General features: G+C 71.3%; 20 protein-coding genes. 13 read left to right on the forward strand and 7 right to left on the reverse strand.

Annotated elements, in window-relative coordinates; all coding sequences use genetic code 11:
- Positions 1-233: 233 nt before the first annotated feature.
- From AB0K18_RS18645 to AB0K18_RS18665, 5 genes are all read left to right on the forward strand, one after another.
- A complete protein-coding gene (locus AB0K18_RS18645; protein ID WP_364915420.1) occupies positions 234-1,676 on the forward strand; it encodes a multicopper oxidase family protein in 1,443 nt (480 codons plus the stop codon).
- A 159-nt stretch (positions 1,677-1,835) separates the two neighbouring features.
- A complete protein-coding gene (locus AB0K18_RS18650; protein WP_364915422.1) occupies positions 1,836-3,221 on the forward strand; it encodes an APC family permease in 1,386 nt (461 codons plus the stop codon).
- 10 nt (positions 3,222-3,231) lie between these two features.
- A complete protein-coding gene (locus AB0K18_RS18655) occupies positions 3,232-3,789 on the forward strand; it encodes a GPP34 family phosphoprotein (RefSeq protein WP_364915424.1) in 558 nt (185 codons plus the stop codon).
- Positions 3,790-4,389: 600 nt separating this feature from the next.
- Positions 4,390-5,259, forward strand: coding sequence for a hypothetical protein (locus AB0K18_RS18660; protein WP_364915426.1), 870 nt, complete (start codon positions 4,390-4,392; stop codon positions 5,257-5,259).
- 208 nt (positions 5,260-5,467) lie between these two features.
- Complete coding sequence (locus tag AB0K18_RS18665; RefSeq protein WP_364915428.1) at positions 5,468-6,835, forward strand: glycoside hydrolase; 1,368 nt, start codon at positions 5,468-5,470, stop codon at positions 6,833-6,835.
- A gap of 88 nt (positions 6,836-6,923) precedes the next feature.
- Here the strand turns inward: AB0K18_RS18665 and AB0K18_RS18670 are convergent, their stop codons facing one another.
- The 4 genes from AB0K18_RS18670 to AB0K18_RS18685 form a co-directional block, all read right to left on the reverse strand.
- Positions 6,924-7,742: a carbohydrate ABC transporter permease gene (locus AB0K18_RS18670; RefSeq protein ID WP_345399611.1), complete on the reverse strand. Its 819-nt coding sequence runs from the start codon at positions 7,740-7,742 to the stop codon at positions 6,924-6,926.
- A complete protein-coding gene (locus tag AB0K18_RS18675; protein WP_364915430.1) occupies positions 7,735-8,685 on the reverse strand; it encodes a sugar ABC transporter permease in 951 nt (316 codons plus the stop codon). The genes AB0K18_RS18670 and AB0K18_RS18675 overlap by 8 nt, the downstream gene beginning before the upstream one ends.
- Position 8,686: 1 nt before the next feature.
- The gene (locus AB0K18_RS18680) at positions 8,687-9,940 is read right to left on the reverse strand and encodes a sugar ABC transporter substrate-binding protein (RefSeq protein ID WP_364915432.1); all 1,254 of its coding nucleotides are present in this window, start codon (positions 9,938-9,940) and stop codon (positions 8,687-8,689) included.
- A gap of 72 nt (positions 9,941-10,012) precedes the next feature.
- The gene (locus AB0K18_RS18685) at positions 10,013-11,140 is read right to left on the reverse strand and encodes an ROK family protein (protein WP_364915434.1); all 1,128 of its coding nucleotides are present in this window, start codon (positions 11,138-11,140) and stop codon (positions 10,013-10,015) included.
- A 73-nt stretch (positions 11,141-11,213) separates the two neighbouring features.
- Here AB0K18_RS18685 and AB0K18_RS18690 point away from each other — a divergent pair, with 73 nt between their 5' ends.
- Complete coding sequence (locus tag AB0K18_RS18690) at positions 11,214-12,461, forward strand: Gfo/Idh/MocA family oxidoreductase (RefSeq protein WP_364915436.1); 1,248 nt, start codon at positions 11,214-11,216, stop codon at positions 12,459-12,461.
- 37 nt (positions 12,462-12,498) lie between these two features.
- On the opposite strand, the gene AB0K18_RS18695 is transcribed toward AB0K18_RS18690, so the two are convergent.
- The 3 genes from AB0K18_RS18695 to AB0K18_RS18705 are packed head-to-tail and all read right to left on the reverse strand — an operon-like array spanning position 12,499 to position 15,923.
- Positions 12,499-13,602 carry a 5-methyltetrahydropteroyltriglutamate--homocysteine S-methyltransferase gene (locus AB0K18_RS18695; RefSeq protein ID WP_364915438.1) on the reverse strand — a complete coding sequence of 368 codons (1,104 nt, stop codon included), beginning with the start codon at positions 13,600-13,602 and terminating at the stop codon, positions 12,499-12,501.
- A gap of 5 nt (positions 13,603-13,607) precedes the next feature.
- On the reverse strand, positions 13,608-15,080 hold the full coding sequence (locus tag AB0K18_RS18700; protein ID WP_364915440.1) for a long-chain fatty acid--CoA ligase: 1,473 nt from the start codon (positions 15,078-15,080) through the stop codon (positions 13,608-13,610).
- A 51-nt stretch (positions 15,081-15,131) separates the two neighbouring features.
- On the reverse strand, positions 15,132-15,923 hold the full coding sequence (locus AB0K18_RS18705) for a PaaX family transcriptional regulator C-terminal domain-containing protein (protein ID WP_364915442.1): 792 nt from the start codon (positions 15,921-15,923) through the stop codon (positions 15,132-15,134).
- Between the two features lie 106 nt (positions 15,924-16,029).
- On the opposite strand from AB0K18_RS18705, the gene AB0K18_RS18710 reads away from it, so the two are divergent.
- The 7 genes from AB0K18_RS18710 to AB0K18_RS18740 all read left to right on the forward strand — a co-directional run bounded on the left by AB0K18_RS18710 (position 16,030) and on the right by AB0K18_RS18740 (position 24,269).
- Positions 16,030-17,229: an ABC transporter substrate-binding protein gene (locus AB0K18_RS18710; protein WP_364558442.1), complete on the forward strand. Its 1,200-nt coding sequence runs from the start codon at positions 16,030-16,032 to the stop codon at positions 17,227-17,229.
- Between the two features lie 2 nt (positions 17,230-17,231).
- Complete coding sequence (locus AB0K18_RS18715) at positions 17,232-17,987, forward strand: ABC transporter ATP-binding protein (RefSeq protein WP_355420268.1); 756 nt, start codon at positions 17,232-17,234, stop codon at positions 17,985-17,987.
- The gene (locus AB0K18_RS18720; RefSeq protein ID WP_364558436.1) at positions 17,984-18,643 is read left to right on the forward strand and encodes an ABC transporter ATP-binding protein; all 660 of its coding nucleotides are present in this window, start codon (positions 17,984-17,986) and stop codon (positions 18,641-18,643) included. The genes AB0K18_RS18715 and AB0K18_RS18720 overlap by 4 nt, the downstream gene beginning before the upstream one ends.
- Positions 18,640-19,500, forward strand: coding sequence for a branched-chain amino acid ABC transporter permease (locus AB0K18_RS18725; protein ID WP_364915445.1), 861 nt, complete (start codon positions 18,640-18,642; stop codon positions 19,498-19,500). The genes AB0K18_RS18720 and AB0K18_RS18725 overlap by 4 nt, the downstream gene beginning before the upstream one ends.
- A complete protein-coding gene (locus AB0K18_RS18730; protein WP_364915447.1) occupies positions 19,497-20,471 on the forward strand; it encodes a branched-chain amino acid ABC transporter permease in 975 nt (324 codons plus the stop codon). Before AB0K18_RS18725 ends, AB0K18_RS18730 begins: the two co-directional genes overlap by 4 nt.
- Positions 20,472-20,521: 50 nt before the next feature.
- Positions 20,522-23,272 carry a LuxR C-terminal-related transcriptional regulator gene (locus AB0K18_RS18735; RefSeq protein ID WP_364915449.1) on the forward strand — a complete coding sequence of 917 codons (2,751 nt, stop codon included), beginning with the start codon at positions 20,522-20,524 and terminating at the stop codon, positions 23,270-23,272.
- Between the two features lie 88 nt (positions 23,273-23,360).
- Positions 23,361-24,269: an alpha/beta hydrolase gene (locus AB0K18_RS18740; protein ID WP_364915450.1), complete on the forward strand. Its 909-nt coding sequence runs from the start codon at positions 23,361-23,363 to the stop codon at positions 24,267-24,269.
- Positions 24,270-24,290: the final 21 nt, after the last annotated feature.

Below are 24,290 nucleotides of genomic sequence, written 5' to 3' on the forward strand. Positions count from 1 at the left end.
TAGCATTCCCTATGGGGTTATGGGGTATTTAGTGGCGATGGATCTGGGCGAGCAGGTCGGAGGTGGGGTGATGGTCGCCGTACGGCGCTCGGCCGGTGTGAATCGATTAACACCATAGGCCGGGGGTGCCGCTCCGACAAGGGGGCACGCGGCCAGGGGCTCCCGGTCAGCGTGGCGTACGGGCTTTCGCGATCACTCTCCGTTACCTTGCGAGGTGGATGGGGGGATCTGTAGTGAATGGTTCGGCAAGGGGTACGGGCGGGGGTCTTTCCCGGCGGCTGCTGTTCACCGGCACGTTCGCCGTCGCGACGAGTGCGCTGACCGGAGCCGCCACGGCCGACCGGCGGCGGCCGGTGCGCGGCACGGTGCTGCGGGCGCGGCCGGCGACCGTCTCACTGGGCGGGCGCAAGGTCGCGACCTGGACGTACGGCGGCACGGTGCCGGGCCCGATCATCCGCGCGACGGCGGGCGGCATGGTACGCGCCAGGCTCGTCAACGACCTGCCCGCCGAGACCACCGTGCACTGGCACGGCATCAGGATCGACCCGAGGATGGACGGCGCCCCCGGCTACACCCAGGCGCCCACGAAGCCGGGCCGCACCTTCGACTACGTCTTCCGGGTGCCCGATCCCGGCACGTACTTCTACCACTCGCACGTCGGCATGCAGAACGACCGCGGCCTCTACGGCCCGCTCGTGGTGGCCGACCCGCGCGAGCCGCTCGGCTACGACGAGGAGTTCGTGGTCCTGCTCGACGACTGGCTGGACGGGATCGACGGCACGCCCGACGACGCGCTGAGGCGGCTCAGCGCCAGCACCGAGCACGACGACACGCTGCGCAGCGACCTGCTCGGCGGGGTCACCGGCGAGGTGCGGCATCCGTACCACCTGGTCAACGGCCGGATGGCGGAGGCGCCCGAGGTGTTCACCAGCCGGCCGGGACGGACGGTGCGGTTCCGGGTGATCAACGCGGCGGCCGACACGGCGTACCGGGTGGCGCTCGGCGGCCACCGCATGACGATCACCCACACCGACGGGTTCCCGTGCGCGCCCGCCACCGTGGACACGTTCCTCATCGGCATGGGAGAGCGCTACGACTTCGTCACCCGGCTGGGCACGGGCGCGTTCCCGCTGGTCGCGCTGGCCGAGGGGAAGCAGGCGCGGGCGTTCGCGATCGTCAGGACGACGCCGGGAGCGCGCCGGCCGCCGCGCGACGTCAAGGTGCCGGAGCTGGAGCGGCGCCTGCTCGCCTACGCCGACCTGCGGCCGCGCAGGGCCGACGCGCTGCCCCGCCCGGGCAGGACCGTCACGGTGACGCTCGGCATGCGGCCGTCGGGCAACGAGTGGACGCTCAACGACCGGCTGGCCGCCGACCCGCTGCGGGTGCGGGTGGAGAAGGGCGAGACGATCAGGGTCGTCATGGACAACCAGTCGCCCATGTGGCATCCGATGCACCTGCACGGCCACACCTTCCAGTTGCGGGTGGGCGAGCGGCGCGGGGTGCGCAAGGACACGGTGAACATCAAGCCGCGCGAGCGGCTGAGCGTGGACGTGGAGTGCGACAACCCGGGTGAGTGGATGTTCCACTGCCACAATCTCTACCACCAGGAGCAGGGGATGATGGGCGTCCTCGGGTACGGCCAGGCTCCGCCCCGAAATCGCCACATGAGCCATTAAGGCGGCATTTGTCGGGGTTACGCGCAAGTAATGTGCTACAGGCGCGACATTTCACTATTAACGTGATTCACTCCACGCACTCTTGCGACGCGCACCCGCGCTGCGAAAGGATCACCAGTCGGACCCCAGCCCCTCGCAGGACGACTGGAGACGCCTGTCGTGCGCGCACAACAGAACATCGAGCAGTTCGGCTACCGCCAGGAGTTACACCGTACGGTCGGCCTCGCCGACCTCATTTTCTACGGTTTGGCATACATGGTGCCGATCGCACCTTTCGCGATTTTCGGGAGTGTTTATTCGGAATCCGGTGGTATGCCGGTCCTGGCGTACCTCGTGGGGATGATCGCGCTGCTGTTCACCGCCGCCTCGTACGCGCAGATGGTGAAGGCGTTCCCGCTGTCCGGCTCGGTCTACAACTACGCCGGGCGCGGCATCGCTCCCCCCGTCGGGTTCATGACCGGCTGGATGATCCTGCTCGACTACATCCTGCTGCCCTGCCTGCTCTACCTGGTGGCCTCGATCGCCATGAACGACAGCGTGCCCGGCGTCCCCGTCTGGGCCTGGCTGATCGGCTTCGTCGCCGTCAACACGGCGATCAACCTGCGCGGCATCAGGATGACGGTCCGGCTCACCCGCGTGCTCATCGCGATCGAGCTGGCCGTGCTCGCCCTGTTCCTGCTCGTCGGCGTCTGGGCGCTGCTGCGGGGCGCGGGCCGCGGCTTCAGCCTCACGCCGCTGTTCAACGCCGAGACCTTCGCCTGGCCGGTGATGTTCGCCGCGGTGTCGGTGGCCGTGCTGTCCTTCCTCGGCTTCGACGGCATCTCCATGCTGGTGGAGGAGTCGACCGGCGGCTCCGCCCAGGTCGGCCGGGCCATGCGGGTCGCGCTGCTGCTGGCGGGCGTGCTGTTCATCACGCAGGTCTGGGTGGCCGCGCTGCTCGTGCCCGACCCGGCGGGGCTGCTCGACCGGCCCAGCGACACCGCCTTCTACGACGCCGCCGCCGTCGCGGGCGGCGAGTGGCTCAGGCACGTCACCACCGCCGCCACCGCGCTCTCGTGGGGCCTGGTCAACACCATGGTCGCCCAGGTGTCGGTCTCGCGGCTGCTGTACGCGATGGCCCGCGACCGTCAGCTCCCCTCGTTCCTCGCCAAGGTGTCGGTACGGCACTCGGTGCCGTCCAACGCGATTTTGCTGAGCTGCCTGCTGTCGATCGGCGTCGGCATCTGGGCGGCCACCCGCTCCGACGGGGTCTCCCTGCTCAGCAGCCTGATCAACATGGGCGCCATGGTCGCGTTCATCGTCCTGCACGTGTCGGTCATCGTGCACCACGCGCTGCGCTCCGGCTCCGACCGGCTCTGGGCCCACCTGATCTCGCCGCTGATCGGCGCGGGCATCCTGGTCTTCGTCGTGATCAACGCGAACCTCCTGGCCCAGCTCCTCGGCCTGGTCTGGCTCGGCCTCGGCGCACTGGCGCTCATCACCCTGTACGCGCTCGGCCGCCGCCCCACGCTGCGCGGCGTGCCCGCCGGATCCGACCGCCGCTGAGGAGGCCCGCATGGACCGGCTGCCGCTGCACCAGGACCTGTATCTCATCGCCCACGACAAGACCGGTAAACCGTACGTCCATCCGGCGTCGCTCGCGCTCGGGCTGGCCGGCGCCGCACTGCTCGACCGGCTGCTCACCGGGCCGGTCAGGCCGCTGCTCAACCCCGGCCCCGTCGCGCTCATCAAGGGGGCCGCGGCCGGCGGGATCTACGACCGCACCAGGGAGGAGCTGCTGGGCTCCGGGGTGCTCGTGCGGGTGACCGGGCGGCGGCTCGGCATGCTGCCGTACACCCGGTACGAACTGGCCGACATCGCCTCCGTCGTCCGCGCGTCCTCCGGGGTGCGCTCGGCGGTCGAGGGCTGGAAGACGCCGGACGCGCGCTGCGCCGGGCTGTGCGGGCTGGTCGCGGTGCTCCGGCTGGAGGGCGAGCTCTACCTCGACCAGCCGGCCGCCCGGCTGGTCACCAGGCTGCGCGAGATCGCCGCCTCCGCCGCGTCTCCCGTGGGCGAGCTGGTGGAGATCGTGGACACGCTGGTCGCGGAGGCCGCCGTCGCCGTCTACCGCTAGCGGCGTGCCCCTTATGCGAGTTACGCTCCGCAGGCGACGGTTCCCGACGCGGCCAGGGACGAGCTGCTGCGGCTGCTCGGCTTCACCGGCGTGCGGTTCTGGGACGACCTGCCGAACAAGGTGCGCTCCGCCGACCATCCCGCGCATGGAACGCGGCAACCTGCACGACGCCGTCAGCGCCTCTGGCCCGGAGATCCGGCTCACGCTCTGCCCGAGGAGTTCATCATCAGCCCCGGCCCCGCCCCCTCTGGCGCGCCGGTGCACCCGCCGCACGTCACGGCCGGCCGTACCCTCCGCTTCCCGCGATAACGGAAATCGCTGTCGGAAATGGCGGGTGGTGCGGCGCCGGCCTTTCCCGAAGACGGCAGATCTTGTGGGCGGCGAATGCTGCGAAAGAGGGTTGTCATCAAATAGTCTCTCGTCCGTAGTACGAAATGCCGGAACCACCGACAAATCAAGCACACCCCTTTTTGTCCCGTTTTCTCGTGATACTGCCGGGAGGGTGCTGTGGCGTACGGATCAGGGTCGGGCCGCCCGTGCGGGCGTTGCGGAGCGCACGTGGGCTCCCTCTCCTCATGCCCCCACTGCCGGACCCCGCAGGTGGCGCCCGATGACCGGCCCGAGCCCTCGCCGTACCTGGACTGGGAGCCCGAGCGGTTACCCGCCGAGACCCCGGCGTGGCGGCGCGCGCCCGTGCTGGTCGGCGTCATGGCGGCCCTGCTCGTCCTCGCCCTGACCGGGTGGCTCGTCGTGGCCCGCACCGACGCGGGCGGCGCGGCGGGGGGCTCCGGCGGCCCCGCCGGCACGAACCAGGCCGACGTCGCCCCGCCCGTCTGGGAGAGCACCCCCGCCGACGACACCGACCCCGCCTTGGCGACCGGCGACGCCGCCGCGGACGCCGGCGCCCAGACGGACGACGAGACCGACGAGCAGGCCGAAGACCCTGGTGAAGAGCAGGCCGAAGAGCAGGCCGAAGACCCTGGTGACGACCAGGCGGAAGAGCAGGCGGGGGCCGGGTCGGGCAAGGAGGCCGGGCGGCAGGCCCAGGAGCTGGACAAGCTGCTGTCCAGCAGCAACTCCTCGCGCTCCGACCTCACCGAGGCCATCGACGAAGCCGTCCTGTGCGAGCGCGCCGGCCCGGACTCCATCAAGGACATCACGAACGCCCGCCGCAGGCAGCTCACCGCCGCCAGGAGGCTGACGGTGTCGGCACTGCCGGACGGGGCGCAGTTGCGGGACGCCCTGGTGACCGCGCTGGACGCCTCGTACCAGGCCGATCTGGCGTTCCTGAGCTGGGCCAGGAAGCTGGCGGCGGACGGCTGCCCCGGAGTGGGCAGGGACCACCCCGACTACCGGCGCGGCCTGGACTGGTCGAAGGCGGCTCACGAGGCGAAGACGCGATTCGTGCGGACGTGGCGGCCGGTCGCGGAGAAGTACGGCCTGACCGTGTGGAAAGCGCGCCAGATCTGATCACCGGTCTTTTCGTCTTACCAGAAACCGTTCCACGCGCGAATTCCGGTGGGCGGATGAGCGCCACGGCGGCCCCCGGCGAGACCCCGGCGGCCGCCGCGCTTTTGCGCGCGGGTTGACCCATGGTTGACGAGCCCGCCATGAACGCTTACGTTTCTCGGCGATCGACGAAATGTATCGTCACGATTCCGAAATTTTCGGAGGCGCCATGTTACGAGGGATCATCGCGATCAGCCTGCTCGGCCTCCCCGCCGTCCACCCCGCCGTCCACTCCGCCGTCCACTCCGCAGTCCACCCCGGCCAGCCGGCCCCGCAACCGGCGATCACCCTGAACGAACGCGTCCGGCACCAGGAGATCGACGGCTTCGGCATCTCCCAGGCGTTCCGCCGCAACGAGCTGCTCAAGGCCCTCTCGCCGGCCCAGCAGCGCGAGGTGCTCGACCTGTGGTTCCACCGCAGCAAGGGCGCGGGCCTCAGCATCCTGCGGCTCGGCATCGGCTCCTCCCCCGCCGGCAGCCCGTACGACCACATGGTCTCGATCCAGCCCGAGGACCCGGGCGGCCCGGACGCCAAGCCGGACTATGTGTGGGACGGCGACGACAACAGCCAGGTCTGGGTGGCCAAGGAGGCCAAGCGGTACGGCGTCGAGCGGTTCTTCGCCGACGCCTGGAGCGCCCCCGGCTACATGAAGGACAACGGCGACGACAAGAACGGCGGCACGCTGCTGCCCGAGTGGCAGCGGGCGTACGCGAAGTACCTGGCGGCCTACACGAAGTTCTACGCCAAGGAGGGCATCAGGATCACCGACCTGGGCTTCACGAACGAGCCCGACTACACGGCCTCGTACGCGTCCATGCGCTTCACCCCCGAGCAGGCCGCCGCGTTCGTCAAGGTGCTGGGGCCGATCGCCCGGGGCACGAACGTGGTCTGCTGCGACTCGTTCGGCTGGCGGGAGGCGAAGGCGTACACGGCGGCCATCGAGGCCGACCCCGAGGCGCGGCGCTGGGTGAAGACGCACACAGGTCACACCTACGCCAGCCCGGTTGACGGCCCGCTGCCGACGTCCAGAAAGACGTGGATGTCGGAGTGGAACCCCAACGGCGACACCTGGAACGAGGCGTGGGACGACGGCAGCGGCTATGACGGCATCACGATCGCCCAGGCCGTGCACGACGCGCTCACGCTGGGCGGCGTCAGCGCGTACGTCTACTGGCTGGGCGGCTCGCGCGGCGCGACCAGGGCGCTGCTGCAGCTCGACGACGCGGCCGGCGAGTACCACGTGTCGAAGCGGCTGTGGGCGCTGGCCGGTTACAGCCGGTTCATCCGGCCCGGCGCGGTCCGGCTGGAGGCCGGGGCGGCCGATCCGGCGCTGAAAGTTTCAGCGTTCCGCAACCGCGACGGCTCGCGGGTGGTCGTCGCGCTCAACACGGGCACCGCGCCGATCGCGTGGAAGGGCGTGCGGGGCCGGGCGGCCGCGTACGTCACGGACGAGGCCCGCTCGATGACCCCGGTGAGCGTGCACGGGAACGGAGTGACGCTCGCGCCGCGCGCCCTCACCACGATCGTCCTCCGCTGACCACAGGAAGACGCCCGCCCGCCGGGGGGACCCCGGCGGGCGGTGGTGGGCAGGCGGGAGCAGGACCGGCCCCTGGCGCGCCGGCGGGTCAGCCCTTGCTGCCCGTGTGCGCGATGCCCTGGATGAACTGGCGTTGCAGGAAGACGAACACCGCGATCACCGGCAGCGAGGCGAGCAGCGAGCCGGCCATGAGGACGGGGTAGTCGGTCTGGTACTGCCCCTGGAGCGAGGCGAGCCCGGCCGAGAGCGTCATCTTCTCGGGGTCGGTGTTGACGACGAGGGGCCAGAACAGGTCGTTCCACGCCCACAGCAGGGTGAGGATGCCCAGCGCCACGAGCCCTGGGCGGGCCAGCGGCAGCATGACCGACCAGTAGATGCGGACGGGCCCCGCGCCGTCGAGCCGCGCCGCCTCCTCGATCTCGCGCGGCAGCGCGAGGAAGAACTGCCGCAGCAGGAACACCCCGAACGCGCTGAACAGCCCGGGCACGATGATCGCCTGGAGGCTGTTCAGCCAGCCCAGCGAGGACATGATCTGGTACTGCGGGATGACGAACAGCTGCGGCGGCACCATGAGCACCGACAGGAACACCCCGAACAGCACGTTCCTGCCGGGGAAGCGCAGCCGGGCGAAGGCGTAGGCGGCCATCGAGCAGAACAGCACCTGCCCCGCGACCCGCCCCGCCGCCATGACGGCGGTGTTGAGGAACTGCTCGCCGAACGGCAGCAGGTCGAACACCTTGGCGTAGTTGTCCCAGCGGCCCTCGGGCAGGAACGTCGGCGGCACGGCGGTGGCGCTGCTCAGCGTCTTGAGCGAGGTGATGACCTGCCACACGAACGGCGCGACCATCGCCAGCGAGGAGGCGATGAGCACCGCGTGCAGGCCCAGCGGGCGACGCCGCTCAGACATAGTGCACCCACTTCCGCTGGAACCTGAACTGCAGGATCGTCAGCGCCGCGATGAGCACCAGCAGCGCGATCACGATGGCGGCGGCGTAGCCGCGGTCGTTGGTGACGAAGGCCCGCTCGTAGAAGAGCTGGACGACGGTCTGCAGCCGGGAGTACGCCGGGTTGGCCCGCGCCGCCTGTCCCGACCCGGTCATGACGAAGACCAGGTCGAAGAGCTGGAGCGAGCCGATCACCGACACGATGGAGATGAAGAACGCGGTCGGCGACAACATCGGCAGCGTGATCCTGAAGAACTGCCGCACCGGGCCCGCGCCGTCGAGCGAGGCGGCCTCGTACAGCTCCTTGGGGATGCCCTGCATGCCGGCCAGGAAGATGATGAGGTTGTAGCCGACGCTGCTCCACACGCCCACGACGACCAGCGCGTAGAGCGCGGTCGCGGGGTCGGCGATCCAGTTGGGCCCGTCGATGCCGACGAGCGCCAGCACCTGGTTCACCAGGCCGTAGTCGCCGTTGTAGAGCCAGCGCCAGAGCATCGCGACCGCGACCGGCATGGTCACCACGGGCAGGAAGAACGCGGTGCGGTAGAGGGCGACCCCGCGCAGGCCCGGCCGGTTGAGCAGGGCGGCGAACACGATCGCGAGCGGGATCCCGAGCAGCCCGAGCACGGTGTAGGTGAGCGTGTTGAGCACCGCCTGCCCCACCTGGGGGTCGGCGAAAAGGCGGGTGTAGTTGTCCAGCCCCGTCCACGTGTGCCCGCCGAACGCGCCCCACTCCGTGAAGGAGAAGTAGGCGGTCTGCAGCACGGGCCACAGGTAGAAGATCGCCAGGCCGAGCCCGGTGGGGGCGATGAACGCGTACCCCCACAGGGCCTCGGCGCGGGGCCCGCGCCGCTTCGCCGCGTGTGCCGCCCGCGCGGGCCGCCGGGTTTCGGCGGTCGTGGTCACGTCACTCCTTGGCCAGCAGGTCGTTCATCGCCGCCGCGAGTTCTCTCGCGGCCTGGTCGACCGGCACCTCACCGGTCCACGCCTTGGTCAGGTGGGTCAGCTCGGCCTCCTGCCAGGCGGCGGTGTTCTTGGAGACGGGGTACGGCACCGCGTAGGAGACCGCGTCGAGGAACGACTGGAGCTTCCACTCGGGGTGCGCCGCGACCCAGTCGCCCTGGGTGCCGTTGTAGGCCGGGATCGGGCCCTTCTTGCCGAGGAGGTCGGCGGCCTGCTTGGAGCCGAGGAACTTGACGAACTCCCACGCCTGCTCGGGGTGCTCGGTCTTGGCCGACACCACGTTGGCGACGCCGTGGATGATCGTAGCCTGCTGCTCGCCCTTGGGGAGCGGGGCGACGTCCACCTTGTCCTTGGTGTACTCGTTCTTACTGAACTCGGCCACGTTCCACGACCCGCCCCAGTACATCGCGAGCTTGCCGGCCTCGAAGAGCTGCAGCGGGCCCGTGTCGGTCATGGTCTTGAGGTCGGGCGACTGCTTGTCGGCGATGAGGTCGGTCCAGAACTTCAGGCCGGCGATCGTCTTGGGGTCGTCGTAGCCGGACTTCTTGCCGTCGGGGGAGATCACGTGGCCGCCGGCCTGGTAGATCGTCGGGTACTGGTACTCCTGGAAGCTGGTGAGCTGGGCGCCGATCGCGTAGACGCCCTTGGCGGGGTCGGTCAGCTTGGCGGCGGCCTGCTTGAAGTCGTCCCAGGTCCAGTCGTCGGCCGGATACTTCACCTTGGCGGCGTCGAAGAGCGTCTTGTTGTACCAGACGCCCACGGTGTCCATGTCCTTGGGCAGGCCGTACAGCTTGCCCTCGTAGGTGTAGAGGTCCACCAGGGGCTTGGGGTAGACGGAGGTGTCGACCTGCTCCTCGATGGGCGCGATGACGCCGTTGGAGGCGTAGAGCTGGAAGTTGGGGCCGTTCATCCAGAAGACGTCGGGCGCGGCGCCGCCGCTGACGGCGGCCTTCATCTTCGTCCAGTAGTCGGCCCAGGGGGTGAGCTGGACGTCGACCGCGATGTCCGGGTGCGTCTTGGTGAACTCCGCGGCCAGTTCGTTCATGACCTCCTGCTGGGTGGCGTCCCAGACGCCGTACGAGAGGGTCACCTTGTCCTGCGACTGCGCGCCCGCGCCGGCCTGCTCACCGCCGCCGCACGCGGAGGCGAGCAGTGCCGCGCAGAGGAGGGCCGCACCGCTCCGTGCCGACTTCCACATCTCCCATGTCCTCTCCTAGAACGTGGGAGTAATCATGGAGTCCAGTGAAATTGTTTTCAAGAGCAAGCCGTGTTACAGATGGCTCACGAGCGGGCTCCTGCCGTCGAGCACCCGGTCCTCCACGTCGTCGAGCGCGAGACGTACGGCGCCGAGCACCACCGCCTCGTCGCCCAGCGCCGACATGCGCACCTCGGGCGTGCGGATGCACCAGCGGTCGAGCTCCCGCTTCAGCGGCTCGATCAGCACGTCCGCCGAGCGCGAGAACCCGCCGCCGACCACCACCATCTGCGGGTCCAGGGTCAGGACCAGCGCCGACGCGCCCAGCGCCAGGTCCTTGACGTAGCGGCGGACCGCGGCCAGCGCCGCCTTGTCGCCGTTGCGGGCCGCCGCGAAGACGTCGCCCGCCTCCCCGTTGGCGGCGCTCAGGTGCTCCTGGGCCCTGATCCAGCCGAGCACCGGCAGCGCGCCGATCTCGCCTGAGGCGTTGGCGAAGCCCCTGTGCAGCTTGCCGTCGATCACCAGCCCGGCGCCGGTGCGCAGGCCGGCCAGCAGGAACACCATGTCCTTGGCGTAGCGGGCCACGCCGCGCCAGCACTCGGCCAGGGCGGCGAGCTTGCTGTCGTTCTCCACCAGCACGGGGGCGGGGGCCAGGCGGCGTACGTGGGCGGCCAGGTCGACGCCGGTCCACTCGGGCAGCGCCTCCGACAGCAGCACCCGCCCGGCGCCGTCCACCAGGCCCGTCGTGCCGACGCCCGAGGCCCAGATCTCGCCGCCGGTCAGCCCGGCGCCCTCCAGGCACTCCGTCACGGCCCTGTCCACGGCCTCCAGGCGTTCGAGCCGCCCCATCTCCGGCGTGACGGGTACCCTGGCGCTCTGCAGCACGGTGCCGTCGAGGTCGGCGACCACCGCGCGGATCTTGTGACCGCCGATGTCGACGCCGAGCACCCGGCCAGCCTCGGCCCTGAACCGGTAGCGCCTGGCCGGGCGGCCGACCCCGCCGGCGGTGGCGCCCGCCTCGGTCACCCAGCCCTTCTGCAGCAGCTCGCGCACGACGTCCTCGGTCGAGGCCCGCGACAGCCCCGTGCGTTTGGCGACCTCGGTGAGGGTGAGCGAGTCCTGGCCCTGCAACGCCTTGATCACGGCCAGCGCGTTGAGCTGCCGGAGCCGTGACAGGTCACCGCCGCTCATCTCCGCGGCCATCCGCCCCCCTTGCTGTCAGCTTTCCCAGGCCGAATAATGATGGTCTCCATGATATTTAGTCGGGGAAGGTTCCATGACTGAGGTGACTCTAGCCGTCGTCGGCGGCGGCCTGCGAGGGCTGACCTACGCGCGCCGCGCGCACGCCACGGGCGCCGGGCGCGTGGTGGCGGTGGCCGAGCCGGATCCGGGGCGCAGGGCGGCGTTCGCGGCGGAGTTCGGGATCGTTCCAGAGCTGGCGCTGCCGGGCTGGAAGGAGCTGGCGGCGGCCGGGCGGGTGGCCGACGCGGCGGTGATCGCCACCCAGGACAGGCTGCACACCGACCCTGCCGTGACGCTGGCGGACCTCGGTTACCACATTCTCCTGGAGAAGCCGATGGCCACCACGGAGCGCGAGGCCGCCATGATCACCGAGGCCGCCGAGCGCAACGGCATCATGCTGGCCGTCTGCCACGTGCTGCGCTACACCCCCTACACAGGACTGGTGAAGCGGCTGCTGGACGAGGGCCGCATCGGGCGGCTCATCAGCGTGCAGCACCTGGAGCCGGTGGGCTGGTGGCACCAGGCGCACTCGTTCGTGCGCGGACACTGGCGGCGCGAGGACACCTCGGCCCCGATGCTGCTCGCCAAGGCGTGCCACGACGTGGACTGGCTGGTGCACCTGTTCGGCCGGCCGCCGGCCCGGGTGTCGTCGTTCGGCTCGCTGTCGCACTTCCGCGCCGAGGACCGGCCGGAGGGCGCCGCCGACCGGTGCCTGGACTGCCCGATCGAGCCCACCTGCCCGTACTCGGCCAAGCGCCTCTACCTGGGCTGCCTCGGCGACCCCGACAGCGAGTTCTGGCCGCTCGGCGCCGTCACGGCGGGCCGTACCGAGGAGGACGTGCTGGACGCGCTGCGCACCGGCCCGTACGGACGCTGCGTCTACGCCTGCGACAACGACGTCGTGGACCACCAGGAGGTGCTGATGGAGTTCGACGACGGCGGCACCTGCTCGTTCACCATGAGCGCGTTCACCCCGATGGAGCATCGCCGCACCCGCCTGTTCGGCACCCACGGCTACATGGACGGCGACGGCGCCACCCTGCGCGTGGTCGACTTCCGCACCGGCACGGAGGAGACCCTGAGCCTGGACGAGACCGTCGGGCCCTCGGCGGCCGACGGGCACGGGGGCGGCGACGAGGGGCTCACCGACGCCTTCCTCGCCGCCGTCGCGTCGGGCGACCCGTCGCCGCTGCACACCGACGCGGCCGAGAGCCTGCTGACGCACCGCGTGGTCTGGGCCGCCGAGCAGGCCAGGCTCACCGGCACGGTCGTCACGCTCTGACCGGCTCCCCCTCGCGCCGGAGGGGGAGCCCCGAATGTCAGCCCCAGACCTCCTGGGCGGTCTCCACGATGAGCCGCAGCTTGGCGAACTGCTGCTCCTCGGTCAGTTCGTTGCCCTCGACGGTGGAGGAGAAGCCGCACTGCGGCGACAGGCAGAGCTGGTCGAGGTCGACGAACTTGGCGGCCTCGTCGATGCGCCGCTTGAGCGTGTCCTTCGACTCCAGCTCGCCGCGCTTGGTCGTGACCAGCCCGAGCACCACCATCTTGCCGGGCGGCACGAACCGCAGCGGCTCGAAGCCGCCGGAGCGCTCGTCGTCGAACTCCATGAAGAAGCCGTCCACATTGAGCTCGTTGAACAGCGCCTCGGCCACGAAGTCGTAGCCGCCGGACGCCGCCCAGGAGGAGCGGAAGTTGCCCCGGCACATGTGGGTGGTGATGGTCATGCCGGCCGGCTTGGCGGCGAGCGCGGCGTTGATCTGCTTGATGTAGCGCAGGTGCATGTGCTCGGCGTCGTCGCCGCGCCCGGCCAGCTCGGCGCGCTGGGCGGGGTCGTTGAGATAGGCCAGGCTGGTGTCGTCGAACTGCAGGTACGTGCAGCCGAGCGCGCCGATCCTGCGCACCTGCTCGGCGTAGGCGGCGCTGAGGTCGCGCCAGAACTCCTCGACGTCGGGATAGACCTCGGGGTCGATGGCGGCGGGCCCGCCCCGGTAGTGGACCATGCTGGGCGACGGGATGGTCAGCTTGGGCGTGACGCCCTCGCCGACGGTGTCGCGCAGGAATCCGAAGTCGTCGGCGAAGATCGGCGCGTCGAGCTTGATCCGGTCGTGCACGCGCAGCGCGGCGGGGGTGAACTCGATGTCGCCCTGCTCGTTGTGGAAGCGCACGGTGATCTGCTCGTCGGCGGCCTGGCCGATGCCGCCGAGCTGATAGATGAAGTCCATGTGCCAGGAGGCCCGGCGGAACTCGCCGTCGGTGGCGCTCTGCAGGCCGGCGTCACGTTGTTTGCGCACCACCTCCCTGATGGCCGCGTCCTCGGCGGCGCGCAGTTCGTCACCTTTCAGGGTCTCGCGGGCGCGCAGCAGTTCCTGTGGACGCAACAGGCTGCCGACGTGGTCGGCGCGGAAGGGCGGTGAGGTACGCATATGGATCATCCTCCTCCGTAGAGCTTTCTCAGCGGGGCCTTGAGGAGCTTGCCCGCCGCGTTCTTGGGCAGGTCAGCCACGAATTCGAGATATTTCGGGATCTTGTAGCGGGCGAGGCGGCCGTCCAGGTGCTTGAGCAGGTCGTCGGGGCTCGTCGTGACCCCGGCACGGAGCACGACCAGGGCCTTGCCGACCTCGCCCCACCGCTCGTCCGCCACCCCGATCACGGCGCACTCGGCGACGGCGGGATGCTCGTACAGGGCGCTCTCGACCTCGGCCGGGTAGATGTTCTCGCCGCCGGAGATGATCACGTCGTTGATGCGGTCGGAGATGCGCACGTAGCCGTCCTCGTCGGCCACGCCGACGTCGCCGGAGCGGAACCAGCCGTCCTCCGACAGCACCTTCGCGGTCTCCTCCGGCCGCCGCCAGTAGCCGCGCATCACGTTGGGGCCCTGGACGTACAGCTCGCCCGGCTGTCCCGGTGCGGCGGGCGAGCCGTCGGGGGCGACCAGCCGGACGTCGGAGAAGAAGCACGGCACGCCGGCGCTGCCCGCCTTGTCCACGGAGTGCTCGGCGCCGAGGAAGAGCGCCCCTGGCGCGGTCTCCGTCATGCCGTATCCCTGCAGAAACGTCAGCCCCCGCTCCTGGTACGTCCTGATCAGCGGCTCCGGCACCGGCGCGCCGCCGCACAGCAGGTGCCGCAGGCTCGACAGGTCGGCGGTGGGCCAGCGCGGCGAGCGGGTGAGGAAGCCGAACATCGACGGCACCCCGAACATCACCGTGACCCGCTCGCGCTCGATGAGGTCGTACGTGCGCTCCACGTCGAACGACGGCTCCAGCACCGCCCTGCCGCCCTTGAGCACGCACGGGATGAGCGTCTGCGCCAGCGCCGCGATGTGGAACATGGGTGCGCTGATCAGCACCACCTCGTCGTGCGCCAGCGGCACGTCCACGAGCAGGTTGACCGCGTTCCAGGTGAGGTTGGCGTGGGTGAGCATGGCGCCCTTGGGGCGTCCCGTGGTGCCCGAGGTGTACATGATCAGGCAGACGTCGTCCTGGCTCACCGGCTCGTCGATCGGCTCGGGCGAGCCGGAGGCGACCAGCTCCTCGTACGCGGCGCCGCCCACGTGCCGGCCGGGCAGCCCGGCGCCGTCGCGCTCCTCGCCCAGCACCAGCACGGCGGCCTCGGCGTCGTCGAGGATGAAGCGCAGCTCGGGCTCGGCCAGCCGGGTGTTGAGCGGCACGAACACGGCGCCGAGCAGCCCGGCGGCGAAGAACGTCTCGACCATCGCGGGCTGGTTGGCGCCCAGGAAGGCGACCCGGTCGCCGCGCCGCACGCCGAGCGCGGAGGCCAGCCGGTGAACGCGTTCGAGCAGCTCACGATAGGTGTGCTCGCGCCCGCGGTACGACACCGCCACCCTGTCGGGCGTCATGCGTGCCCTGCGCGCCGGCCACGAGCCAATCCCCTGATTCCGCATCGGCACTCCTTGACGCTCAAGCCCTCAAGTTAGGCCACTATGCGATCGCTGTCACCGTTCTGCCCAACTTTCATCGTGGACGGTGTCCAGGAGATCGGCCACGATCCGCGCCGCCTGCGGCCTGAACCGCTCGTGCAGCGAGTGGCAGACGCGCTGCGCCTTCTCGGCCGGCCAGTCGTGCGGCAGGTAGCGCAGCGGCAGCCGCGGATCGGTCCTGATGATCTGCAGCCAGCCGGTCAGCAGCATGAGCGAGCGGGCCAGGTCGTCGGGGGCGTCGGGGGCCGGGTCGGCCTGGTCCCAGCGGCGCAGGAACTCCCGGTAGCGCTCGCCGAGCCCTTCGAGGTCGTAGGCGTCGCGGACGAGGGCCTGCATGTCGGTCGGCTGCCGGGGCTCGGCGGCGAACACCTTGACGTTGGCGTCCAGGTCCTCGATGACGCCGGCGGCGTCCACCTCGCCCGGCGCGATCCACAGGCCGTTCTGCAGCGGCCCGAAGCCCGCCCAGACCAGCCGCGAGCGCAGCTCGTGCCGCTGGCGCTGCCACGACTCGGGCAGCGAGAAGCCGATGAGCGTCCACTGGTCGGCGCCGCTGTCGTTGACCACGCCGCTGTGCCAGATGCGCCGCTCGCCGTCCTTGAGCACCTCGGTGCTGGTGGGGGTGAGCCCGAAGTACATGCGCCGGCCCGACCGCTGGCGGCGCAGCAGGCCGCGCCCGACCATCCTGGTCAGCGTCGAACGGGTCGCCTCCTCCGAGATGCCGACCTTGCCGAACGCCTCGATGAAGCTTCCCGAGGAGACGCAGATCCCGTGGCCGTATACGTAATCGCCGAGGAAGGTCAGAATCACGGATTGAGGCCTCATTGCGGGTGTCTCCCGATATTCGGCAATCTGTTGACAGCCGTAATGTACCTGCCTACTGTCGGGGCCACATCGCCCGGTCCTGGAGGTCCTGATGCGCAGGCTTCTACCGTCGCTGGCTTGTCTCCTACTCACGCTCACCGCTTGCGGGGGCAGTGGTGACGGCGGAGGCGGCGGATCGGGCGGTCAGGACCCGATCAAGATCGGCCTGATCGTCTCGCTCACCGGCAACTACACGCCGCTCGGCAGCGAGGACAAGAAGGCGGTCGAGCTGGCCGTCGAGCAGGTCAACGCCCAGGGCGGGCTGCTCGGCCGCAAGGTGGAGCTGGTCACCAGGGACGACAAGACCGCCCCTGACCAGGGCATCGTGGCCTACAACCAGATCAAGGGCGAGATCGACGCGCTGATCGGGCCGGTGTTCTCCAACTCGGCGCTGGCCGTGGAGCCGCTGGCGGAGCGCGACAAGATGCCGTACCTGTCGCTGGCCCCCGCCCAGGAGCAGGTCGAGCCGATCAAGTCGCACATCTTCGTCACCCCCGCCCTGTCCAGCATGTACGCCGAACGCTTCCTGCAGTACATCCAGGCCGAGGGCATCAAGACGATCGCGGTCGGCTGGGACTCCAAGAGCGCGTACTCGGTCTCCGGCCACGAGGCGATGGTGGAGCTGGCGCCCAAGTACGGCGTGACGATCGCCGTGGACGAGCCGTACGAGACCACGACCTCCGACTTCAGCCCCATGTTCACCCACGTGCGCGAGTCGCAGGCCGAGGCCCTGGTGTTCTGGGGCTCCGGCGCGCCCGGCGTGACCGCGGCCAAGCAGTACGTCGCCTCCGGTTTGAAGACCCCGCTGTTCCTGACCGCCTCGCAGGCCAGCAAGCTGTGGCTGGAGCCGATGGGCGCCGCCGCCGAGGGCATGACCGTGCAGAGCGCGATCGGCGTCGTGGGCGAGCACCTGCCGGACGGCAAGCAGAAGCAGGTCATCGAGCAGATGGCCAAGCCGTACGAGGAGAAGCACGGCTACCCGCCGCCGCAGTTCGCGCAGGACGGCTACAGCGCCTCGCTGCTGCTGTTCGAGGCGATCAGGAAGGCGAACAGCACCGACAAGGCCAAGATCCAGCAGGCCCTGGAGACGATGGACCTCATCACGCCGAACGGCCGCTTCCGGTACTCCGCCACCGACCACTCCGGCCTGTCCCCCGAGTACATCTCGGTCAACACGGTCAAGGACGGCAAGTTCGTCCCGACCGAGTGGGCCAAGGAGCAGCTCGCCAAGACCGTCTCGGCGCTGGGGTAGGCGTGCTGGAGGTCACCGGCGTCTCCCGCTCCTTCGGCGGCGTCTACGCCGTCCGCGACGTGTCGCTGAACGTCGCGGACGGCGAGGTCTGCGGCGTCATCGGCCCGAACGGAGCGGGCAAGTCCACCCTGTTCAACCTCATCACCGGGCACCTCGCCGTCGACCACGGCCAGATCTCCTTCCTCGGCCGCCGGGTGGACCGGCTGCCGCCGCACCGCCGGGCCAGGCTCGGCATGTCGATCGTCTTCCAGGCCGCCCGCGTCTTCCGCGGCATGACGGTCAGGGAGAACGTCATGGTCGGCGCGCACGGGCGTACCGATGCCGGGTTCGTCTCCGCCGCGCTGCGGCTGCCGCGGCACCGGCACGACGAGCGCGAGATCGGCGAGGCGGCCGACCGCGCGCTGGAGCGCGTCGGGCTGGCCGAGTGGGCCGACCGGCCCGCCGACCGGCTGCCCATCGGCCAGCAGCGGGCGCTCCAGCTCGCCCGCGCCCTGTGCGCGCGGCCCCGGTTGCTGCTGCTCGACGAGCCCGCCTCCGGCCTGCGCGGCGAGGAGCGCGAGCGGCTCGCCACGCTCGTGGAGGAACTGCGCGCCGACGGTCTGACGATCCTGCTCATCGAGCACGACGTGGCGTTCGTGACCCGGCTGGTGGACCGGGTCGTGGTGCTCGACCTCGGCCAGGTCATCGCCGACGGCCCGCCCGCCGAGGTCAGGGCCGACCCGCTGGTGCTCGCCGCCTACCTCGGGCAGGCGTCATGATCGACGTCCAGGACCTGGTGGTCTCGTACGGCACCGCGACCGCGCTCGACCACGTCACGCTCACCGCCGCCAAGGGCGAGATGGTCGCCCTGCTCGGCCCCAACGGCGCCGGCAAGTCCACGCTCGCCAACACCCTCGCCGGGCTGCTGCGGCCCGCCTCGGGCAGCGTGCGGATCGGCGGGCGGCTCGCGCTCATCCCCGAGGGCCGTCAGCTCTTCCCCGACCTGTCCGTGGCCGACAACCTGGTGCTCGGCGGCTGGCGCTCAGGACGGCGCGACCCCGCCCTCGTCTACGACCTGCTGCCCCGCCTGGCCGAGCTGGCCGGGCGGCGGGCCGGGGTGCTGTCCGGCGGCGAGCAGCAGATGGTCGCCTTCGGGCGGGCGCTGATGTCCGAGCCCGACGCGCTCGTGGTGGACGAGCTGTCGCTCGGGCTCGCCCCCAACGTCACCGCCGACCTCGCCGCCCACCTCGCCGAGCTGAACCGCTCCCACGGGCTGACCGTGCTGCTCATCGAGCAGAACGCGCGGCTGGCGTTCGACCTGTGCTCGCGGGCGTACGTGCTGGAGTCAGGGCGGCTGGTGACCGAGGGCCCGTGCGACGAGCTGGCCGACGACCCGCGGGTGGCCAGCGCCTACCTGGGCGGGGCGATCACATGAGCGCGTTCCTCACGTACCTGCTGAACGGCCTGGCCGTCGGCTGCACCATCGCGCTCATCGCGAGCGGGCTGGTCACCATCCACCGCGTCACCGGCGTGGTGAACTTCGCCCAGGGCACCTTCGCCGTCGTCGCGGGACTGTGCACGTCGTCGCTGCTCGGCCTCGGGCTCCCGCACGGCGTGAGCGAGGTGGCCGCCGTGCTCGCCGCCGCGCTGGCCGGGCTGCTCACCGGCCTGGCCGCCATCGGCAGGCCCGGCACCACGCCGCTGTCGTCGCTGATCGTCACGCTCGGCGTGGGCGTGCTGGCGTACGCGGTGGAGATCGTGCTGTGGGGCGACCAGCCGCGCTCCGCGCCCGGGCTGGCCGGCTCCGTGGAGATACTCGGTGCGCGCATCCAGACCCAGTACCTGCTGGTCATCGGGGTCACCGCGGCCACGTTCGTGCTGCTCGCCCTCTTCTTCGGGCGCACCTACCTGGGCAAGGCGCTGACCGCGTGCGCGTCCAACCCGTACGCCGCCCGCGTCGTCGGTATCGACGTCAGAAAGATGGGGCTGCTCGCGTTCGCGCTCGGCGGGCTGCTCGGCGGCATCGCGGGAGTGCTGGTGACGCCGCTGCGGCCGATCTCGTTCGACACCGACGTCACCCTCATCGTCAACGGCTTCGCCGCCGCCGTCTTCGGCGCGCTCACCAGGCCCGTCATCGCGCTGGCCGGCGCGCTGCTGCTGGGCGTCGCCGAGACCATGGCCGCCGGCTACGGCTACGGCTCACACCAGCTAGAAGTCGCGCTCGGGCTGATGATCGTGGTCATGATCGTGCAGGCGAGCCGCCGTACCACGCTCTCCCAGGAGTCCGTATGATCAGGCTCGCCGCCGGGCTCCTCGCCGCCGCCGTCACACTCGCCCTGCCCGCCGTGCTCGACGACAGCGCGCTCGCCGTCTACATCCTGCTCGGCCTCGCCGCCATCGTCACCGTCGGGGTGTCGCTGCTCATGGGCTACGCCGGGCAGGTCTCGCTCGGCCAGGGCGCCTTCTACGCCATCGGCGCCTACACCGCCGCGCTGCTCGCACTCGGCGGCGTGCCCCCGGTCGCCGGCCTGATCGCCGCGCCCGTCGTCGCCGCCCTGTCCGCCCTCGTCATCGGCACTCCCCTGCTGCGGCTGCGCGGCCACCACCTCGCCTTCGCCACCCTCGCCATGCAGCTCATCCTGCTGTCGCTGGCCGGGCAGCTCGAGTTCACCGGCGGCGACATCGGGCTGCAGGCCATCCCGCAGTTCTCCATCGGCTCCTTCCAGGCCGAGAGCGCCGCCGCGTACGCGTACCTGACCTGGGGCGGCCTCGCCCTCGTCCTGCTGGTCACCCACAACGTGAGCACCTCACGCCCCGGCCGCGCCCTGCGCGCCCTGGCCACCAGCGAGACCGCCGCCGCCTCGTCGGGCATCCCCGTCGGCCGCTACAAGCTCGTCGTCTTCGCCCTGTCGGCCGCCTTCGCCGGCCTGGCCGGCGGCATCTACTGCTTCTACACCGGCTACGTCGCCCCCGGCTCCTTCCCCGTGCTGATCTCCATCCAGTACATCGTCATGGCCGTGGTCGGCGGCCTCGGCACCCTGTGGGGCGCCGTGGTGGGCGCCACCGCCATCACCCTGCTGGTCCAGGGCCTCGACAGCCTCGCCACCCTGCCGTGGATGCCGTCGTACGCGCCGAGCGTCCTGTCGTACGCGGTGTACGCCCTCGTCCTCATCGTCGTCGTCCTCTTCCTCCCCCAGGGCCTCCTCCCCACCCTCACCGACCGCCTCTCCAGAAAACGCCCCCGCGAGCGCCGCGCCCGATGATCGGGAATGTGGCCTTTCACGTTTGACATCCGCGCGTAACACTGGACGACGTGTCCCCTGTCGCGCGGGTTCCGGTGGTGCGTGGTCGTGGTGCGGAGGAGCGGGTGCTGCGGCGGCTGCTCGACGGTGCTCGGGGAGGGGACGGCGGGGCGCTGGTGCTGGTCGGTGAGCCGGGCATGGGCAGGAGCACCCTCCTCGATCTCGCCGCCGGGCTGGCCGGGGAGGCGTTCCTGGCGCTCCGGGCGTCGGGGGTCGAGGCCGAGACGCGGTTGCCGTACGCCGGGTTGCACCAGGTGTTGCGGCCCGTCGCCGGAGCCGCTGCCCGATTACCGGCCGCGCAGGTTCGCGCGCTGGCTCCCGTCCTCGCGCCCGGGAAAGCCGAGAGCGGGCTGGCGTTGCCGGCGGCCGTGCTCGCGCTGCTGGCGGAGGCCGCCGGTGAGCGGCCGGTGCTCGTCTGCGTGGATGACGTTCACCTGTTTGACGACGCCAGTCGCGAGGTGCTGGCGTTCGTGGCCAGGCGGGTGGGAGGCGAGCGGGTGGCGGTGGTGTTCAGCGCGCGTGCGGACGAGGGCTGGGCGGCCGGGCTGCCGGTGCGGGTGCTCGGCGGACTGGAGCGGGCGGCCGTACGGGAACTCGCCGACGATCTCGCGCCCGGCGAGGTCAGCGAGGAGTTGCTGGCGGCGCTCGACCAGGTCGCCCGGGGCAACCCGCTGGCGCTGACCGAGCTGATCGGGTCGCTCGGCCGCGAGCAGCTCGCCGGCGTCGCCGCCCCGCCCGAGACCCTGCCCAGGGACGGCCGGTTGTGGCGGGAGCACGCAACCCGGCTGGCCGCGCTGCCGGAGGAGACCCGGCGGCTGCTGGTGCTGATCGCCGCCGACCCCGAGATCGACGTGCCCACCCTGATCGCGGCGGCCCGCCCCGCCTGCGCGCTCACCGCCCTGGAGCCGGCCGAGCGGGCCGGCATCCTGTACGCCACCGGCGACCGGTACGCCTTCCACGACCCGGCTCTGCGCGGCGTCGCCTACCACGGCGCCACCCTCCTGAGCCGCCGCAGCGCCCACCACCTCCTCGCCGGAGCAGGCACGGAGCTCAAGAGCGCCTGGCACCGCGCATGGGCCATGGACGCCGACCCGGACCGGCTGGCCGACGACCTGGCCACGGCGGCGCTCAAGGAGCGCATGCCGGGCGGCCACCCCGAGCCGTACCTGGCGCTGGAGCGGGCGGCAGAGCTGACCGGCGGGCACCGCCCCGAGAAGGCGGAACGGCTGGCCGCGGCGGCCAGGCACGCCTGGATCGCGGGCCGCCCGCAGGTGGCCCGCGCCCTCCTGGCCCGCCTGCACGACCTGGCGAGGGCCCCGAACGAGGTGCGCGCCCACGTACGTCTGCTGCGCGGCAGCCTGGAGCTGCTCGGCGGCGAGACGGGCAGCGCCAGGGAGGAGCTGCTGGGCGCCGCGACCTGGCTGCTGGAGAGCCACCGCATGCTGGGCGTCAGGGCCCTGGTACGCGCGGCGGACGCCAGCTACCGGGCGGGCGACAACCGGGCGTTCATCGCGATCGCCAGGCAGGCCGCCGCCCTGCGCCGCCCGGACGAGCAGGTGCCTGCGCAGCTGATGTTCGAGTACCTGGAGGGGATGGCGGCGACGTTCAGCGGCGCGCACCGGGAGGCGGCGGCCCCGCTGCGCCGGGTGGTGGAGCTGGCCGACCCGTTGGTCGGCACAGTGAATGGCACAGTGGACGACCCCTCCGTGCTGGCCTGGGCGGGTGTGGCGAGCATGCTGCTGGGCGAGGACGCCACCGCCCACCGCCTGTCGGCCCGCGCGCTGGAGGCGGCCGGCGCGCGCGGGGCGGCCTCGGCGGTGCCGCAGCTCCTGGAGTACGCGATCTACCCGGAGGTATGGTCGGGCCGCTACACCTCGGTCGCCGACACCGCGGCGCGCGGCCTCCACCTGGCCAGGGAGGCGGGCCAGCGCAACACGGCCGCCCAGCACCTGGCCTGGCTGGCGATGACGGCGGCCGTGGAGGGCGACCAGGAGACGTGCAGGATCCGCGCGGACGCGGCCATCGGCCTGGCCGGCGCGCACGACCTGGGCATCGCCGGTGCGATCGGCACGTGGGCGCTGGCCTGCCTCGACCTGGCGGCAGGGCGGCCCGCGGACGCGGCGGGGCGGTTGCGGGCGGAGCGGCGTACCAGCCGGCATGTGGTGATCAGGGTGATGGCGACGCCGCACCTGATCGAGGCGTGCGCGCGTACCGGAGATCATGAGGGCGCCGAGGCGGCGCTGAAGGTGCTGGAGGGCTGGGTGGGCAGCACCCGCAGCCCTGACCTGCGGGCGCTCGTCGCCCGCTGCCGGGCGCTGCTGGCGGGCCCAGGCGGGGCGGACGAGCTGTTCAGGGAGGCGCTGGAGCTGCACGGGCAGGGCGGCCACGAGTTCGAGGCGGCGCGGACGCGGCTGCTGTACGGCAGCGCGCTGCGCCGCGACCGCCGCCCCGGCGCGGCCAGGACGCACCTGCACGCGGCGCTGGAGACGTTCGAACGGTACGGGGCCCGCCTGTGGACCGAGCAGGCGCGGACGGAGCTGCGCGCATCGGGCGAACCGGTCGGCCCCGTACCGGCGGCGGCCACGAGCCAGCTCACCCCGCAGCAGCTGCGCATCGCCCGCATGGTGGCCGAGGGCGCCACCAACAAGGAGGTGGCCGAGCAGCTGTTCCTCAGCCGGCGCACGGTCGAGCACCACCTGCGCAACATCTTCAGCCGGCTCGGCGTCCGCTCCCGCGTCGAACTGGTAAGGCTCATGTCCTGATCCCAGGACCGGTGATTTCACCGATGCACGGTTGACCTCCGCTCCGAACAATGGCGAAAGACAGCTGTCACCACCCGAAGCACCCCCGATGAGCAGGGAGTATGACGACGTGCAGCTCTTAGCCCCCCGATTCGGCGCGCGAACGTTCACCACACTCGCCCTCACCGTCTCATTGATCGCCGGCGCCCTCGCGGCCGCCTCCCCCGCCCAGGCGGCGAGCCCGTACGAGCGCGGCCCCGCCCCGACCGACGCCTTGCTCGAAGCCTCCAGAGGCCCGTTCTCGACCGGGCAGACCAGCGTCTCGTCGCTGGTGAGCGGCTTCGGCGGCGGCACGATCTACTATCCGCTCGACACCAGCCAGGGCACGTTCGGCGCGATCGCCATCTCGCCCGGCTACACCGCCCGCTGGTCCAGCCTGTCGTGGCTGGGCCCGCGCATCGCCTCACACGGCTTCGTGGTGATCGGCATCGAGACGAACACCCTCTACGACCAGCCGGACAGCCGGGGCCGCCAGCTCCTCGCCGCCCTCGACTACCTGGTCGAGGACAGTTCGCTGACCGTACGCAGCCGTATCGACTCCTCGCGGCTGGCCGTGGCGGGCCACTCGATGGGCGGCGGCGGCACGCTGGAGGCGGCGAGCAGCCGGTCCTCGTTGCAGGCGGCGGTGCCGATCGCGCCGTGGAACACGCAGAAGTCGTGGTCGGGCGTACGTGTCCCGACGATGATCATCGGTGGTGAGAGCGACAGCATCGCCCCCGTACGCAGCCACTCGGAGCCGTTCTACGAGAGCATCCCGGCGTCGTCGGAGAAGGCGTACCTGGAGCTGAACAACGCCAGCCACTTCTTCCCGCAGACCACCAACACCACGATGGCCAAGTCGATGGTCGCCTGGCTGAAGCGGTTCGTCGACGACGACACCCGCTACGAGCAGTTCCTCTGCCCGCCGCCGAGCGGGCTGGCGATCGAGGAGTACCGCCACACCTGCCCGAGCTCCTGACCTTTCCCTGAGGATGGCGGC

Origin of the sequence: Nonomuraea sp. NPDC049421 (assembly GCF_040677005.1) — a bacterium.
GTDB lineage: Bacteria > Actinomycetota > Actinomycetes > Streptosporangiales > Streptosporangiaceae > Nonomuraea > Nonomuraea salmonea.